Source organism: Thermoflexibacter ruber, from assembly GCF_900113045.1.
In the GTDB taxonomy this organism is placed as follows: domain Bacteria; phylum Bacteroidota; class Bacteroidia; order Cytophagales; family Thermoflexibacteraceae; genus Thermoflexibacter; species Thermoflexibacter ruber.
In genome coordinates, this window is record NZ_FONY01000003.1 from 20,314 (window position 1) to 38,190 (window position 17,877).

General features: G+C 36.2%; 11 protein-coding genes. 6 read left to right on the forward strand and 5 right to left on the reverse strand.

The window, feature by feature from the left end:
* Window positions 1-37: 37 nt before the first annotated feature.
* Complete coding sequence (locus BM141_RS02120; protein WP_091539230.1) at window positions 38-1,384, reverse strand: cytochrome P450; 1,347 nt, start codon at window positions 1,382-1,384, stop codon at window positions 38-40.
* 421 nt (window positions 1,385-1,805) lie between these two features.
* On the opposite strand from BM141_RS02120, the gene BM141_RS02125 reads away from it, so the two are divergent.
* Window positions 1,806-2,945 carry an imelysin family protein gene (locus BM141_RS02125; protein WP_091539233.1) on the forward strand — a complete coding sequence of 380 codons (1,140 nt, stop codon included), beginning with the start codon at window positions 1,806-1,808 and terminating at the stop codon, window positions 2,943-2,945.
* Window positions 2,946-2,971: 26 nt separating this feature from the next.
* On the opposite strand, the gene BM141_RS02130 is transcribed toward BM141_RS02125, so the two are convergent.
* From BM141_RS02130 to BM141_RS02145, 4 genes are all read right to left on the reverse strand, one after another.
* Window positions 2,972-3,634, reverse strand: a complete 663-nt coding sequence (locus BM141_RS02130) for a ParA family protein (protein ID WP_091539237.1) — start codon at window positions 3,632-3,634, stop codon at window positions 2,972-2,974.
* A gap of 268 nt (window positions 3,635-3,902) precedes the next feature.
* On the reverse strand, window positions 3,903-4,862 hold the full coding sequence (locus BM141_RS02135) for a bifunctional riboflavin kinase/FAD synthetase (protein ID WP_091539240.1): 960 nt from the start codon (window positions 4,860-4,862) through the stop codon (window positions 3,903-3,905).
* A 1,312-nt stretch (window positions 4,863-6,174) separates the two neighbouring features.
* A complete protein-coding gene (locus BM141_RS02140; protein WP_091539242.1) occupies window positions 6,175-6,828 on the reverse strand; it encodes a response regulator transcription factor in 654 nt (217 codons plus the stop codon).
* Window positions 6,829-6,836: 8 nt separating this feature from the next.
* Window positions 6,837-8,306: a histidine kinase gene (locus tag BM141_RS02145; RefSeq protein ID WP_091539243.1), complete on the reverse strand. Its 1,470-nt coding sequence runs from the start codon at window positions 8,304-8,306 to the stop codon at window positions 6,837-6,839.
* 1,143 nt (window positions 8,307-9,449) lie between these two features.
* On the opposite strand from BM141_RS02145, the gene BM141_RS02150 reads away from it, so the two are divergent.
* The 5 genes from BM141_RS02150 to BM141_RS02170 all read left to right on the forward strand — a co-directional run bounded on the left by BM141_RS02150 (window position 9,450) and on the right by BM141_RS02170 (window position 17,771).
* On the forward strand, window positions 9,450-11,039 hold the full coding sequence (locus BM141_RS02150; protein ID WP_143090762.1) for an alginate export family protein: 1,590 nt from the start codon (window positions 9,450-9,452) through the stop codon (window positions 11,037-11,039).
* A gap of 152 nt (window positions 11,040-11,191) precedes the next feature.
* Complete coding sequence (locus BM141_RS02155; protein ID WP_245763964.1) at window positions 11,192-12,319, forward strand: CmpA/NrtA family ABC transporter substrate-binding protein; 1,128 nt, start codon at window positions 11,192-11,194, stop codon at window positions 12,317-12,319.
* A gap of 125 nt (window positions 12,320-12,444) precedes the next feature.
* Window positions 12,445-13,233, forward strand: a complete 789-nt coding sequence (gene ntrB, locus BM141_RS02160; protein ID WP_177217237.1) for a nitrate ABC transporter permease — start codon at window positions 12,445-12,447, stop codon at window positions 13,231-13,233.
* Window positions 13,223-14,110: an ABC transporter ATP-binding protein gene (locus BM141_RS02165; protein ID WP_091539249.1), complete on the forward strand. Its 888-nt coding sequence runs from the start codon at window positions 13,223-13,225 to the stop codon at window positions 14,108-14,110. The genes ntrB and BM141_RS02165 overlap by 11 nt, the downstream gene beginning before the upstream one ends.
* Before the next feature lie 142 nt (window positions 14,111-14,252).
* Entirely contained in the window at window positions 14,253-17,771 is a 3,519-nt protein-coding gene (locus BM141_RS02170) for a nitrate reductase (RefSeq protein WP_091539251.1), read from the forward strand.
* Window positions 17,772-17,877: the final 106 nt, after the last annotated feature.

Sequence of the window (17,877 nt, forward strand, 5' to 3'; positions counted from 1 at the left end):
GACTTAAATCATTTTGCCTGTGAAGAATGAAATTTTTTTATTTGACCTGTACCCAAATACCATGTTTGGGTTTGAGAGTAATCATAGCCTCTTCTGTTATTACTTGTTTATCAACTAATTCAAAATCAAATTTCTGAAGAATCATGGTTAAAGCAAGCGTCATCTCCAGCATTGCAAAGTTATTGCCTATACAAAATCTGGGACCTCCACCAAAAGGAAAATGTGCAAACTTATGTCTTGTTTTTACTAATTCACTCTCAAAGCGTTCAGGATAAAAGCTTTGAGGATTTTCCCAAAGGTCAGGGTGTCTATGAATGACCCAAGTAGGCATGATAGTTTGTGTTCGTTTAGGAATAAAGTATCCGTCTATCTCGTCGTCTTCTTTGGCTTGCCTACCTACTATCCAAGCGGGCGGATAAAGCCTAAGGGTTTCTTGAATGACTTGGTTAGTATAAGTAAGTTTTTGAATATCTGTAAATTGAGGGCTATTGCATTGAAGTACGCCTTGGATTTCTTTTTTTAATTTTTCTTTTTTTTCAGGATTGGTTGCAAGCAAGAAAATAGCCCAAGCGAGAGCATTGGAGGAGGTTTCTGAACCTGCGGCAAAAAGTGTAATCACTTCATCTCTTAGTTGCAAATTGTCCATACTTTCTCCTGTTTCCTCATCTTTTGCCTCCAAAAGTAACTGTAATAAATCATTGTAGCGGTCAGTCTGTGTTTTTCGCCTGTTTTCTATTAGGTAATAGATGATTTTATCAAACGCTCTTTGATTTTTTCTAAAAAACAGATTATTAGGCGTAGGAAACCACCCCACAAACCTACTAAATGGGGATTTTATCATGTTAGAGATAGATAGATTTAGATTGTTGATGCAATCTATCACCTTGTCTTTAAAGCCAGAAATATCAGAACTAAAAAGTGCCTTAGCAGCAATATCAGAGGTAAGTCGCATCATCTCATCTGCTATATCAAAAGCTTTTCCTTGAGCTTTGTAAGTTTCCATTCTTAGCAACGACTCCTCAATAGAATCAGTCATGATTTGTGCCAAAGCAGTCAGCCGCTCTCTATGAAAAGCGGGTTGGGCTATCCTTCTTTGTCTTAGCCAAAAATCTCCTTCACTTGTTACTAAGCCGTTTCCTAAGGCTCGTTTCAGAAAGCCATACGCAAAACTTTTCGTGTAATTTTTTGCATTATCTATTAGCAAGTGCTTGACATATTCAGGTTTACAAAAGACAAACATTCTTAAAAATGGGGAGAGGTTAGACTCATACACATCTCCATATTTTTGCCGATTTTTTTCAAAGAAAGCAAGCGGATTGCGAGCAAAAACCAGCATATTTCTGGTAATTAGGTTCTCAACAGGGACTTGGGGAATGGGTTTCATAGTATAGTAGCACTTTGATTTACGAAGATATAAAAACGCTACAGAAGATATAGTAAGTAATTCAATAAAAAATCAATAGAGTTTTTACTTACTTATAATCAGCAGGTTAATTGAATAACTTTTTTGCATAATAACTTTAGAACACAGATTTTACAGATGATACGGATTTTCACTGATAAATTACCCCAAAATCTGTGTTTTATCAGTAAAATCAGTATTATCTGTGTTCCATAAATAGTTAATAACAATTTAGATAAATTAATCATCTAAGTCTTAAAAAGTAATCTATTGAAAATCAAATAGTAAAAAGTCTATTGTAAGAAAACAAAAGTTTACCTTTACAAAAATTTGCTAACATTAAAAAAACATTTACTTTTGCATCTATTTAGAATTAGTCTAAACAAACTTGATAACTAAAATAATGCAGAAAATAAAATACATCTTCTTTCTTCTTTTTATACTTTTTGCTTGTAGTGATAACGCTAAGCAAATCAACAACTTAAAAGCAGAAGTGGTACGTGATTATGCCCAAATAGCTTACCTGAATTATCAAGATGCTTACCAACATACTTTAGCATTGAAAATAGCAATTGATTCTTTCGTCTTTTCTCCTTCTGACGATTTGTTCCAAAAAACCAAACAAGCATGGTTAGCAGCAAGAAAAGTATATTCGCAAACAGAGGTATTTCGCTTCTATGGCAGTCCCATAGACCACCCACAGCATAACTTAGAACCACAAATCAATGCTTGGCCACTTGACGAAAGCTATATAGATTATGTCGAAGATAATCTTAGTAGCGGCATCATTAATGACCTCAGTATCAACTTAGACAAAGCTACCCTAAGAGCCAAGAATGAACAAGACGGAGTCGAGGAGAATGTAAGTATTGGTTATCATGCGATTGAGTTTTTACTCTGGGGGCAGGATTTGTATGAGGAGAGTGCAGGAAAAAGAAGTTTTACTGACTATACTACAGCAAAAAATGCAGACCGCAGAAAAAAATATTTACAACTTTGTGCAGAATTGTTAGTAGAAGATTTGGCAAAAGTCATTAAACAATGGAATCCTGATGAAAAAGACAACTATAGGAGTGAATTTGTCAAAGATGTAGATACTTCATTAGCCAAAATATTGACAGGTTGGGGTAGCCTAAGTCGAGCCGAGTTAGGTGGGGAACGCATGAGAGTAGCCTTAGTTAATCACGACCAAGAAGACGAACATTCTTGCTTTAGTGATAATACCCACAATGACGTTATTGCCAATATTCAAGGTATGGTAAATATTTACGAAGGAAGGTATAGCAATTTTCAAGGCAAAGGATTAGCTGATTTGCTGACCGTCTTAGACAAAAATTTGGCGGAGAAGATGAGAGAAAACTTAGCTCATTCGCTCCAGTGCGCCAGAACTATACAGCCTCCTTTTGATATGGAAATAAGTGCTAAAAATCCTCAGGGAAATGAACGTATTTTAAAAACTATTCAAGCCTTAGATGAGCAGACCCAAACTATAGAAGAAATAGCTAAACTCCTTGGGCTAAGCATCAATACTAAAGGGACATAGCACTTAGTCAGGAGGTCAAAATTGGGCTAAAAAACATAGCACTTAGTACAAAATTCATCAAAATACATATTGAATTCGTCTTCCTTGGCATCGGGCAAAGTAATATCGTGTACCGTAGAAATACCTCTCTTGTAACGCACTAAGTTAGACAAGGGAGAGTAAAATAACTGCATACCTCCTATGCCTGCTAACTTAGTAAGATGCTTGTACTCTATGCTTTGGTCTTGTTTATTGATAACACCATACACTTCCAAAGGAGTTGTTTTATCTTTAAGTATTTCAGGTAGCGTTTCCAAAAAAGTAGTCGTAGCGTTGATGTCAAGTACACTTGCTACTACAGGCACTATTAGTACATCTGAGCGCAAAATACTGTGGTAAATTTCTGTATCTGTAATGCGTCCGGGAGGCAAGTCCATGAAAATCAAGTCGTATTTGCTTTTAGCAATGGTAAGTACTTTCTCAAAATTCTCATCGGGCTTGGGCTGATTCCAATTAAAAGCAAATACATCGTAAGAGTTTTTGTTATTTTCTTGCACATAAATTTGCTTTACAGAACGCTGTGGGTCAGAATCAATTACTAAGAGTTTCTTGTGAGTACGGTTATGTACTGCCGCTGCCGTTAGCATCAGCAGTGTAGTTTTTCCTGAGCCACCTTTGAGCGTTACAAAAGAAATCACTTTGGTTGCCATGTTGCTATGTAGTTGGTAATAGTTGGATACTATGTGCCAAAGCTGGTAGCTTTGTCAGTATAAAATTGTATGTATTGGATATTACTGCCTATAAAATAACTTACTAAACTTAGTCAATACAGAGGATTAAGATTCACTACAAAACGGTCATCTCCAAGAGATTATAAAGAACGACTATTTTTATTGAATTACCTTCTTTACAAATATATAAATATTTTTAATCAATAATAACATACATTCTCTAATTTTCAAACACTATTACATGAATCTATGCTTTAATTTGTGCTAATTTGTAAAGAGCCACCTCCTTATCTTTGTCTAACTGCACTTTCATTTCTTCTATGCTATTGAACTTCATCTCTTGACGAAGTAAAGCAACTAACTCAACAGATAAGTTTTCCCCATAAATCATTTTATCAAAATCAAAAATATTGACTTCTATGGTTCTTTGTAAGTCCTCCCCTAGCGTTGTACGAGAGCCTATATATAACATTCCCTTGTAAATCAACTCATTATAAATCACTTTCACTGCATAAATACCATCTGCTGGAATTAATTTGTGCTTCTCTGGAATAGCCATATTAGCAGTAGGGTAGTCAATAGTCCTTCCGATTTGATTCCCTTTGACTACCTGCCCTGAGAGCATGTACAAATGTCCTAAATATTCATTTGCCATTTCTATTTTACCTTGAATAAGAGCATTACGAATCTTTGTACTACTAATTGCCACATTATCAATATCTTGTCGTGGTATTTCTTCTATTTCAAAAGGATACAAGTGCTGATTTGCCCGTAAATACTCAAAACTTCCTTCCCTATTTTTGCCAAATCTATGGTCATAGCCTATGACTAACTTTTTAGTATTGAGCTTATTAATCAGTATATTTTGAATAAAGTCTTTTGAGCTTGTCTGGGAAAATTCTTTGTCAAAAGGAATAACAAGCAAATGCTCTACACCGTATTTTTCCATCAAGTTTATTTTTTCATCTAAGGTGGAAAGTAGAAATAAATTTGCTTGATCAGGAAACAGCACCAAACGCGGATGAGGGTGATAAGTAATCACGACAGACTCAGCGTGCTTATGTTCTTTTTCTCTTAAAAGAGTTACTATTTCTCGAATGCGTTGGAGGATTTTTTGATGCCCGATATGCACTCCGTCGAAAGTACCGCTTGTTACTACTGTGTGAGGAAGTTTACTTATATTTTCAAGTCCGTAATGTACTTGCATTATATTTCAAATAGTTAATTTACAGTTAGATGAGTATCTCAATATTAGGTTATTCTACAAAATTAGAATAAGGAAGTGAAAAAGCTATTTATCAAGTAGATTAAATATTTGATTGGTTTTGAGCATCAGGCTAATAAAATAAAAAAGGTTTTAGCAAAGCCAAAACCCTTAGTCGACTATCTAGTAAATATGAAAATGAAAAATCTTTATCTTTATTTGGAAAAACTCTATTAACTCTTTTTAATCAAACTACACCTATATAACGTAAATGCTTGACAGAAGGTTTTAAATATTAGATGTTTTTTGTTAAAATTTAACATATTTTCAAAAAAAAGCATACTTTATTGATGCAAATTTAATAAATATAACTCTATTTTGAAAATATTTTAATGAAATTCTTTTTAAAAAGGGCTTTATCACAAATAAAGCCCTTAGTCTAACATAGTAAATATGAAAATGAAAAGTCTCTATGGCTTCATCAATGAATCTTAGTCATCAATGTACTTTCATTATCAGCTTTTAATCATCAACCTTTATTAATAAGTTCAGTCTATGCATTCAAACGACTCTTAGCTTTACCTACCTTACTAATTTATGCTACAAAATTAGGGATAATTTATAAAGCCACAAAACTGCTTATTTGCTTATTCAAATATAAGCCCAATATTTTATAATTATTTAACATTACAAAATTTGCATAAACAAATATACAAAACTAAGTATTGCAATATTTTTAATATGAAAATTGGCTTTAAATATAATTAGGGAGGCATAATAGCGTTCAAACATGCCTAAATAGCGTAGGTTCATTAACTTTGTCTTTGCTGAAAAGTAATTTTTATATAAAGTAGTTTTGATCGCAAAGTGTCAGAGATTTAACAATAAATTAATACCTGTTCCTTGAGCAGAAAGATACATGCGTAAATATTTATATTCGAAATAAAATGATTTTTCAATCCATTTCTCTTGCTGAGAAAGGGACTTTGGTTCTCTGACACTTTTTCCAATGAACAATACTACATCTAACTTTAAGCCCGTAGGGCTGTCATCTTGGTAGAAAAGAGCAAGCCCAACCCACCTACAGCAAGGTCGTAGGCGTGAAATATGCCACCGCTACGCGGTTTTATTCATTATTTTCTACAAAAATAGTACACCTATGGTGTTAGTCTAAAAGTCCAATGCTTACCTAAGTTTTACACGGAAAGTGTCAGAGAACAGGGACTTTGGAGTAAAGAAAATTTCAAAACCACTTTTGATGGAGTATATTTTATAATAGTTACAATTTATGAACAGTAAAAAGAATAATAAGCCATTATTCTACCAGTTTCTCTTCCATAGCAATTTTTACTAGCTCGGCAGTATTACGCACTTGCAGTCGCTTTATAATGTTAGCTCGGTGATTATCTACTGTTCTTACGCTAAGGTCTAATTTTTCAGCAATTTCTTTGCTATTTAAACCTTCAATAAGAAGTGCTATAATCTCTTTTTCTCTGTCAGAAAGAATTGTTTTTTTCTTATCGTTTTGGTGCTGCACTTGCTTATTTAGGTTCATATACGCATTGACAATCAAATTGGCAACTGCATTACTAAAAAAGCGTTCGCCTCTATTTACCTCGCGGATTGCCCTTAACATTTCTTCTTGGGTAGAATCTTTGAGCATATATCCGTAAGCCCCTGCATCTAAGGATTGTAAAATGTATTCTTCGCTGTTATGCATAGATAAAATCAGTGATTTTACCTGTGGAAATTGTTTTTTTGCTTCTCCAACCATTTCTATCCCATTCATTTCGGGCATACTAATATCTACTAAGGCAAGGTCAGGTTGCAGCATTTTTATTTTTTCCAATCCTTCTTTTCCATTGCTTGCTTCGCCTATGACTTCTATATCTTCTACGTCTTCTAAAAGCAGACGGATTCCTTTTCGTACTAAATGATGGTCATCTATAAGTAAAACTTTGATTTTCATTAATATATTTAATTTTTAATTTTCAGCATTACTTTCGTTCCTCTATCCATTACCGATACTATCTGCAACTGAGCATTAATCAAACTTGCCCTTTGCTTCATATTTTGTAGTCCATAAGTGGCGTTACTTTTTCCTTTTGTTATTTCTGACTTATATTCTCCGAGTTGAAACCCAATACCATTATCCACCAGTAAAAATACTAAGTATTTTTGATTTTGTACAACTTTTAGTTTAATTTCTGTAGCTTTTGAGTGCTTGACAGCGTTGGTAAGAGCTTCTTGAGCGATACGAAAAATATTGATTTCCGTATTTTTATCTAATATTTGCATAGGCAAATCTATCTCAGAAGTGATTTTTGCAGAAGTAATTTTTGCATAACGCTCAACTAAATCTTTTAGCGCAGAGGCAAGCCCAAAATCACTCAATACCGTAGGCATAAGGTCATGTGAAATATTACGAACCTCTTGAATTGTTTTGAAAATCATGGATTTGAGTTCTAAAAATACTACTTTTTCTTTTGCAGATAGACTTTCTAAATTTTTTATCTTCTCAGCAAGTAGTTTCATTACCGTTAGTGTTTGTCCAATACCATCATGCAGTTCTCGGCTAATCCTTTTTCGCTCCTCTTCCTGCCCTTGTAAGAGTGCTATGGTTGTAATTTTATGTTCATTGAGTTCTTGTTGATAGCGTTTTTGAGTTGCTTGTAATAATTCTTCTTTGGTAGCTTCCAAAAGTTGGTTACTGTGCTTTAGCTGATTATTAATCATGGAAAGTTCTTGATTTATCAAGGTTTTTTTCTTTTCAGATTCTAAGAGTTGGAGAATAGTTTTTCTTAGGGTATTGACTGCGGGACGAAAAACAAAAAAGCCTTCTAATAATAAGATTATCAGCGTAAAAGTAATTAGTAAGAATTCTATTTGTTGTAGTGTCTTGACCTTTTCACGAGCATTCTTGTCGTATTGGAAGACAATTCTATCCATTTTGTGCAAAAACAAAAATTCATTTGCTAAAACAGTTCGGATAGCCTCTTTCATTGTTGTATCATCTGCTTTATGATTTTCTAACATTGTAATTATCTTTTTTACATTGTTCTTTACTAAGTAAAAATGCGGGTCTATATCAGCAAAGAGCTGGTAAATCTCTGGAGTATTAGGAACAATAATGCTCGAATTTTTAATTTTTCCACTTTTCAAGCCCTCATGATAGCTTTCCCAATTGTTAAGAACGGTCTTTAAATTCATTAAGTAAAAAGTAGTATCTATGGGAATAGTAGTTTGATTAAGTAAAACTACATTTTTAGTAATTAATTGACTTTGAAAACGTTGCCTACCCGCATAGTTCACTACCCACGAATCGTTAAGGTGATTTTTAAGGGTAAACTGTACCAAAATCTGTCCCAAAATACTTAATAACGCAACGCCCAAGAGGGCAAGCACATACAAACGCGTAAAACGACGCGCTATTGTAAGAGGCTGCATAAGTTTAATTGATTGTAATTAAAAGATTATTAGTAAGTTAATCTTGCGTTGTTTGGTAAGCCACTAAAAATAAGTAAATGTATTTTTAATTAAGTAGTCTTGCATACATCATAACTACTTAAAATGTCCGCTTTATAGCTAATAAGAAGCATTAAACATAGAAATATCTTTTTAGAAACACAGTATTGCCTCTTATCTATTTTATTTATATTTTTATAAAATTAATATTTTTTTATAAAAAATGCAATAAAAAACAGATAATTATAAAAATTAGCAAAAATTATAAGCAAAAATTAAAAAAAATATAATTAAAAATTTGGATTGTAATTTTTTGTTATTAACTTTGGGTATAAATACTAAGTATTAACGCTTAATGAATATATTATCACTTTTTGTAAGAGTCGCTTCATGTATGAAAATGAAATTAGAGAGAAGTCTAATTTACTGAATTATACCTCTTTAAACAAACAAACAAACAAAATAAGAATATAAAAAGTATAAAAAATTTGACTAAGCTAACTTAAACAAATTTTTCATTAAGCGTTGTATTTAGTATTAAATAGTAGCATACGTCTTGGAGTATATGCAGAAGTGGTCAGTAAAGTCTATGCTGCGTTTTAAGTCAAACCAAATTATCAATTTTTTAGACCAGAAAAGCAAGTTTTATTTTGCATATAAGTAAGTGGGCAAGAATCACCGCACCTTACCCAACTCTTATCCAAAAAAGGGAGTCAAAATATCGATAATCAAAAAGTCTTTCCCTTGTTGGGTAAAAATTAGGAGAGAGGGTAAAAGAGCTTTAGAATTGTTTACTTACTTAATTATAGTAGAGTAGTACTGAGCCTTTCGTTCTTCACCAAACCAAATCAATTTAGTGCGAATGTAGCCTCTGATAGATATATCAATGCTTTGCGATACATTCGTCAAAAATTACAAATCATTCTTCTTTGCTAATACTGGGCTAAGGTGATTTTTCATCTTAGGATTAAAAATACTTGTGTGGGTCTGTGCCAAAGAAAATGGCAGTTTTCATTTGGTTAAAGATTTTTCTCACAGAAACACATAAAGAATCCCCGCAAGAATGGCAGTTCTTACAGGGATGAGATGTTTTAAATCATTGCTAACTTAAAACTAAACAAAATTATGAGTAAATTCTTATTTTATCAAGAAATCTACTTGATTATTTTACTTACGGGAATTACTTGTTTTGGTTGCACTTCTGAAACAAAAGCACAGTTTTCTCTCATTGGACAAGTTCGCACACGCTCCGAACTCCGCAATGGCTTTGGTACGCTTAATCTGAATGATGCAAAAGCAGCCTTCTTTACCTCGCAACGCACTCGCTTGACCTTTGGCTACAAATGGGAAAGACTTAATTTTCAAACCTCGATACAAGACGTAAGAATATGGGGACAAGATGCTTCCTCTATTAGCAATAGTGATGGCAGCAAATTTATGCTACATGAGGCTTGGGCAGAAGTAGTGCTTGCTAATATGGCAGATACTACCTTTAAATTTAGACTTATAGAAAATCTCTCTCTAAAAATTGGCAGGCAAGAATTACTCTATGATGACTCTCGTCTTTTGGGCAACTTAGATTGGTTACAGCAGGCACGCCGACATGATGCAGTCGTCTTAAAAGCCTTACACAAAGGCTGGCAAGTAGATATTGGAGGTGCATTCAACCAGAATACCGATGCGTTTGGTTACACGGGTACGGGCTACGCGCCCGCCAATGTCCCTCAATTTTTAGCTGGCACGCAAGGGGGGGTGGTCGAGATACCTGTAGGTTTTGTTCCTACCAATGGCAAGGGCGGTACACCAAGGTTCAATAATCCACCAAGCACCAACGGCATGAATCAGCAATACAAATCCATGCAGTTTGTTTATCTAAGTCGCAAATTTGGGCAAACTAAGTTTGCAGGGCTATTTTTTAAAGACGACTTTGGAGTATATCAACTTGACTCCGTCGGTAATGCTACTACAGGATATGTCTATGGTCGCAATTACCGCAAAGGGGAAGGGGTAAATAGTCGGTACACTTATGGATTTTTACTTACAAAAACAATGGGTAATGCCTCGTTGGGTTTTAAAACGGTGCTGACCGTAGGGTTGTATTTTCAAAGTGGCAAAAATAGAGATGGTAGGGACTTGAGAGCGCAGCACTATACTGCGGCACTGACTTTCCAAAAAGGCAATTTTAGCTTCGGACCTGGCTGGGACTATCTCTCTGGCAACCATACGATAGGCGGTGGAAACAGGACAAATTTTACCGATGCCAGTGCTACCGATAATCGCTTTGACCCACTTTACGGTACACCTCACAAGTTTTGGGGCTACATGGACTACTTCTATGTAGGTACAGGCGCGCCTATGCAAGGACTAAACAATGGTTATTTCAAAGCCAAGTATGCAACCAATACACTTTCCATTGGTTTAGATTATCATTATTTTGCAACTATCGCAACCCAAACGACGCTTATTTCTGATGCTCAGCCCAACACACAATTGGACAAATATCTGGGGAGTGAAATAGACCTTATTATAAATTATTCCCTGAACAAGTTTACCAATTTGGAATTTGGATTTAGTGTTATGAAGGCGACAAATAGCTTGGAATACAATAAGTTAGGCTCTTTTGATAAAGCAAACCAAACTCCTACTTGGGCTTATTTGATGGTCAATCTTCGCCCTGACTTTTTCTTTGTAAAACCTGTGGCGATAAAGCAATAATCCAATCAAGTAAGGCAATCTGAAAGTAAGTTAGTTCACCTCAATTCATTAGAAACTCATTTTAAAATACAAAAACTATGAAAAAATATCTCTTATTCTTCGTTTATTTATTTTTGTGTTTCACTTTTTCATCTTACACATCGCATAAAACATTGAAAACCATTAAGTTAGGTTTTATCCCACTCACTGATTGCGCACCTTTAGTGGTAGCTAAAGAAATGAACCTCTTTCAAAAGCATGGTGTAACAGTAGAATTGAGCAAAGAAGCTTCTTGGGCAAATATCCGCGATAAAATACTCAGTGGCGAACTTGATGGAGCGCATTGTCTTTTTAGCATGCCTTTTTCTGTCTATACAGGTATAGGAGGTAAAGCAGGAACGGAAATGAAAATTGCAATGGTACTTAGCAACAACGGTCAAGGTATTACTCTTTCAAAAGATTTCTGCGGTTTGGTAGGTTTCAAAGAATACAACAAAGTAGCAAGCGCAGTAAAAAATATCCAAACTCGTAAAGAAGTTACTTTTGCGATGACTTTTCCGGGAGGTACACATGATATTTGGTTGCGTAATTGGTTGGCAGCCTGCGGAATCAATCAAAAATCTGTGGGTATTATTACGATTCCTCCGCCTCAAATGGTTGCTAATATGAGAGTAGATAACATGGAAGGCTACTGCGTAGGTGAGCCTTGGAACGGCGTTGCCGCTATCCAAAATGTGGGTTTTACACACATTGCAAGCCAAGATATTTGGAAACATCACCCCGAGAAGGCTTTGGTTGTCAATTCAGAATTTGCAAAAAACAATCGCGAAGACCTCAAAAAAGTAATGAAAGCAATTTTAGAGGCTTGTCAGTGGCTGGACAATATGTCAAATCGTAAGAAAGCAGCCAACTGGCTGACCAAACCTTATTATGTAAATGCTAACCTGTCAGTTATTGAGACGCGTTTGTTGGGTTCTAACGACTTGGGGTGTGAACTGGGCGTACAGAAGTACAAAGATGACTACATGACTTTTTATAACAACGGCTTTGTCAATGCTCCGCGCAAATCTCATGCAATTTGGTTTCTGTCCCAATATGTCCGCTTTGGAATGATGAAGGATATCCCTGATTACAAGGCAATTGCAGATAAATTAATCTTAAATGATCTTTACGAAGAAGTAGCCCAAAGCATGGATATTCCACTGCCCAAAGACGATATGAAGCCCTTTAAAACTAACTTGGAAACCATAACTTTTGACCCCAATAATCCAAGTCAATACTTGCAATTAGCAAAGAAATGAATATGCGGACTATGAGGTACTATAAGTAATTCAGCAAGTTAAAATATGCTTTTACTTAGTGCCGCAAGCAAGACAGCTCAGTAAACTAAAAAATATAACCATTGGACTATTTAAACTACTAAAAAATGATGAAGCAAATTTTTCAAATCAAAAATACTTTCTCGTTGCTCTATTTTCTGATGAGCGCACTATTGCTTGTAGGCATTTGGAAGGTAATTTCTATACTTACTGAGGGAGAAATTCCTTCCCCTGCGGCTACATGGCTTATTTTCCAAGAAATGTTAAGCGACCCTTTTTATGATTATGGTCCCAACGACAAAGGCATAGGATTACAATTGTGGAACTCCGTCAAGCGCGTTTTCATTGGCTTTTCCTTAGGCAGTCTAATCGCCATCCCATTAGGAATGTTGATGGGCAGTAATAAGCTGGCAATGAGGCTATTTAACCCATTAGTACAAGTATTCAGACCTGTATCTCCTTTGGCATGGTTTCCTTTGGGATTGCTTGCTTTCAAAAATGCAGAAGGTGCAACTATCTTCATTATTACGATTACTTCTCTATGGAGTACGCTAATCAACACTGCTTTTGGTGTGTCTTCTATTCCACAAGAATACAAAAACGTAAGCACAGCTTTCGGATTTTCTAAGTGGAAATACATAGTAAAAATCATGATTCCCTATGCTCTACCTCACATCATTACAGGTTTGAGGCTTTCTATTGGGGTAGCATGGATGGTCATTGTGGCAGGCGAAATGCTTTCTGGGGGTATAGGTATTGGCTTTTTTGTATGGGATAGCTGGAACGCCTTGAGCTTAGAAAAAATCTTGATTGCCATTCTTATTATTGGCATAGTAGGACTTCTTTTAGATAAATTCTTTAACCTTATTCAAAAACTAACAGTATATGAAAACTAATCATTTGGAACAGTCTAACATAGCTACCTCAGAAAGCATATTGGTAGATTCGGAGAATAACTATCACAAAATCAATACACAAGGTACAAGCATTGACATACAAGATGTAAGTGTATCTTTCAGAACATCTAAAGGTATATCTACAGTTATCAAAAAAATCAATTTACAAATAGCTAAGGGCGAAATCGTAGCAATAATTGGGCACTCTGGGTGCGGAAAATCTACTCTCATGAACACAATTAGTGGTATGGTCACTCCTACACAGGGCAGAGTCATAGTAAACAACAAAATTGTAGTAGGACCTAGCCCTGACAGAGGCATTGTATTCCAAAACTATTCCTTATTACCTTGGCTATCAGTATATCAGAATATTTATGAAGCGGTAGATGCCGTAATGAAAGACAAAAGGAAAAAGGAAAAAAAAGCAATAGTAGAAGAAAACTTGGAAGCTGTTGGTCTAATTCCGCATCGCAGTAAACTTCCCAAAGAACTTTCGGGCGGAATGAAACAGCGAGTTGCGATTGCGCGGGCATTTGCTATTAATCCAAGCATTTTGTTGTTGGACGAGCCTTTCGGGGCATTAGATGCACTGACCAAAAGCAGCATGCACGTAGAACTGCTTAAACTTTGGAACTTAGATAACCGCAACAAAACTATTGTTATGGTTACACATGACATAGAGGAAGCTATCTTCTTAGCAGACAGGATAGTAGTAATGAATGACGGTCCTTCTGCCACTATCAAAGAAATAGTAGATATTCCCCTCCAACGTCCAAGAAATAAAAAGGACATAGTTCACGAGCCTCTTTACGCAGAAATCCATGACAGGTTGTTAAGTTTACTCATCAAAAAGTTTTCTATTAAAGATATGGAATAAATTGGTGAGGGGGCAGATACAAGTTAGGCATGACTGCATGATGGTTTTTCATAGTAATGTAAGAGCTTATGGTTTATACTTTAAAAACTACTTAATCAACTAATAATTAAGCATTAATAACTAACAACAAATTTGATGGCTCATGAATCAATCTTTTAAAACAACCTGCTGCTATTGTGGGGTCGGCTGTGGGATTGTTGTAAATAAGGATAAGCATGGCAAACTGACGATAGAGGGCGATAAGAATCACCCAGTTAATCGAGGAATGTTGTGTTCTAAGGGTATGAATCTGCACTATACTGTAATGGATACCTCTGACCGTTTGCTTTTTCCAGAAATGCGTTTAAATAAAAACCTGCCCCGACAAAGAGTCAGTTGGGACGATGCCCTTGACCGAGCTGCTGCCGTCTTTAAGACTTTAATCCAAAAATATGGAGCTAATGCAGTAGGTTTTTACGTGTCAGGGCAGTGCCTCACTGAAGAGTATTACGTGATTAATAAGTTGATGAAGGGCTTCATAGGCTCTAATAACATAGATACAAACTCTCGTTTGTGTATGAGTTCGGCAGTAGTAGCCTATAAGATGGCACTTGGAGAAGATTTAGTTCCCACAAGCTATGATGATTTAGAATTAGCAGACTGCTTTTTTATTGCAGGGGCAAATCCTGCATGGTGCCATCCGATTTTATGGAGGCGTATAGAAACACACAAAGCAAAGAATCCTCATGTAAAAATTATTGTTGCTGACCCAAGAAAAACACAGACTTGTGCTTTGGCAGACTTGTATCTACCCCTGAACCCTGGCACAGACATCGTTTTGAACCATGCAATAGGGAGATTGCTTATAGAACAGGGTAACATAGACTTAGGCTTTATCAAAAATCATACTGAAGGATTTGAGGCATACAAAAATACAGTCATGCAACGCACAGTAGAAGAGGCTGCCAAAATTTGCGGAATAGAAGAAGCAGACTTGCGCTTAGCAGCAAGCTACATTGGGGAATCGAGAGGTTTTATGACGCTTTGGGCAATGGGGCTGAATCAAAGTGTAATAGGTGTAAATAAGAACTTGAGTCTGATTAACTTAAACCTAATTACAGGGCATATTGGCAAAGCTGGTTCGGGACCTTTTTCGCTCACGGGGCAGCCTAATGCAATGGGAGGCAGGGAGGTAGGTGGCTTAGCCAACCTTCTCCCTGCTCACCGCAACCTCAATGACCCCAAGCATCGAGAAGAGATACAGAAATTTTGGAAGGGAACAGAAATTTCGGAAAAACCAGGACTAACAGCTACAGAAATGTTTGATGCCCTGCGCAGCGGCGACCTTAAAGCTATTTGGATAGTCTGTACTAATCCTTTGGTAAGTCTGCCTGATGCACGCTTAGCAGAAGAAGCACTCAAAAAAGCAAAATTTGTAATAGTCCAGGAGATTTCCAGTAAAGCAGAAACCTTGCAATATGCTGATATTGTCCTTCCTGCAGCAACTTGGTTAGAAAAAGAAGGAACAATGACCAACTCAGAAAGACGCATCACTTACCTCGCCAAGGCGATAGAACCCGTAGGCGAAGCTCTACCTGACGCTGAAATTATATGTCGCTTTGCTCAAAAGATGGGCTTTCATGGTTTTGATTACCAAAACACAGAGGAGATTTATAACGAACACGTCTTGCTTACTAAGGGAACAAATATTGATATAAGTGGAGTAGATTATAATTTGTTGAAAAATAAGTCTATTCAATATCCATATACTTTAGAAAATCGGCAAACGAAGACCAATCCAGAAGGGACAAAACGACTGTTCACAGACAAAATTTTTCATACCTCGACTAAAAAGGCGATAATCCATGCAGTTCCAGATGTAAATGAATCAGAACTTCCTACGCCTACTTTTCCTCTGATTCTGACGACAGGGCGTATCCGCGACCAGTGGCATACTCGCAGCAAAACCAGTAAAGTCAGCAAACTAAACCAGCACATCAGCGAATCTTTTTTGGAGATGCATCCTGACGATGCAGTAGATAGATACTTGAAAATGAATGACTTGGTAGATGTCTTTAACCTAAGAGGGAGGCTTAGGGTAAAAGTAAAAATTACTACAGACATTAAAAAAGGGGTGGTCTTCTTGCCCATGCACTATGGAAAAATTTTAGCAAGCGAGCTTCATAGGACTAATAACCTCACTCATAACCTGATAGACCCCCAATCCAAAGAGCCAGATTTGAAATTTTGTGCAGTACAGGTAAAAAAATATCACAAACCAAAGCAAAAAATCATCGTGATAGGAGCTGGGGCTGGTGCTTACGGATTTGTAAAGTCCTATAGAGCCTTGAATCAAATTGACGATATTGAAGTATTTAGCAAAGAAAATTTCCCCTTTTATAATCGAGTAATGTTGCCTGACTACATCAGTGGAAGACAGGCATGGGAGCAGTTGGTCAAAATGAGAAGCTGTGAAGAAAAACAAGCTAAGGTCATATTACATAAGGGCTTAGGGATTAAAAAAATAGATAGAGCAAATAAAAAAGTCTTAGATGAATGTGGAATTTGGCATGAGTACGATATTTTGATTCTGGCAACAGGAAGCAGAGCAACAATGCTCAAAAATGTTCCTTTTATGCAAGGTATTTTCACCATGCGAACTCGCTACGATGCCGACAATTTTAAAAATTACTTGCCACAGAAAGCACAAGTAGTCATTATTGGAGGCGGACTTTTGGGCGTTGAGCTTGCCGCTTCGCTTTGTGAAATGGGTGCAACAGTTACAATTATTCAACGTATCTCGCGTCTGATGGACAGGCAGTTAGACCTTATAGGAAGCCAGCTTTTGCACGAAGAGCTGACTGAAAAAGGTATTGATATTTTTTATAACGATGAGGTACAGACTTTCTTGGGCAAAGAACATATTGAGGGTATATTGCTCAAAAGTGGTCGCAAAATAGACTGTCAAGCAATAGTCATTGCTATCGGAACTACGCCTAATGTAGAGTTGGCAAAGGAAATTTCGCTTAATGTCAAACGTGGAGTAGTAGTAAACGAATACTTACAAACTTCTGATAATAACATATTTGCAATTGGGGAAATTGCAGAATTTAAAGGAATGTTGTATGGGATTACGGCAGCGGCTGAGCAGCAAGCAGAAATCGTAGCCCGCTACCTCAGTGGAGAGATTGCAAGCTACTACAAAGGCTCTTTATTGATGAATATTCTCAAAGTGCATGGCTCGTATATCTGTTCTTTAGGTGTGGTAGAAGTACCAGAAAGTATTGATTATGAAGAAGTTGTATTTATAGATAAAGCAAAGCGATACTATAAAAAATGTATCATTCACCAAGACCGACTCATTGGAGCTATACTGATAGGAGATAACACGGAATTTGCAGAATTTAAAGAGCTAATACAAAACAAAATAGAACTTTCTGAAAAGCGTCTTGCCCTTCTGCGTTCAGGCAAAAAAGCAGAACCTATCTTAGGAAAACTGATTTGCTCATGTGGCGGAGTAGGTGAAGGGAATATACAAAACAAAATAAATGAAGGTTTTACAGAGTTAAAATCACTTTGCCAAGCATCAGGCGCAGGCTTAGGGTGTGGTTCGTGCAAGCCTGAAGTGCAAGCAGTGTTAGAGAAATATCAAAAGTACTCAAAAGAATTAGAAAAAGTGTAGAAAAATTTTGAGTCGCTTGATGCTATTAGAGGATAGTTTCCAGCCAGTATAGCATCATGAAATCTTAACATACCTAATCAATAAGCAATATTATAGATAAAAGACT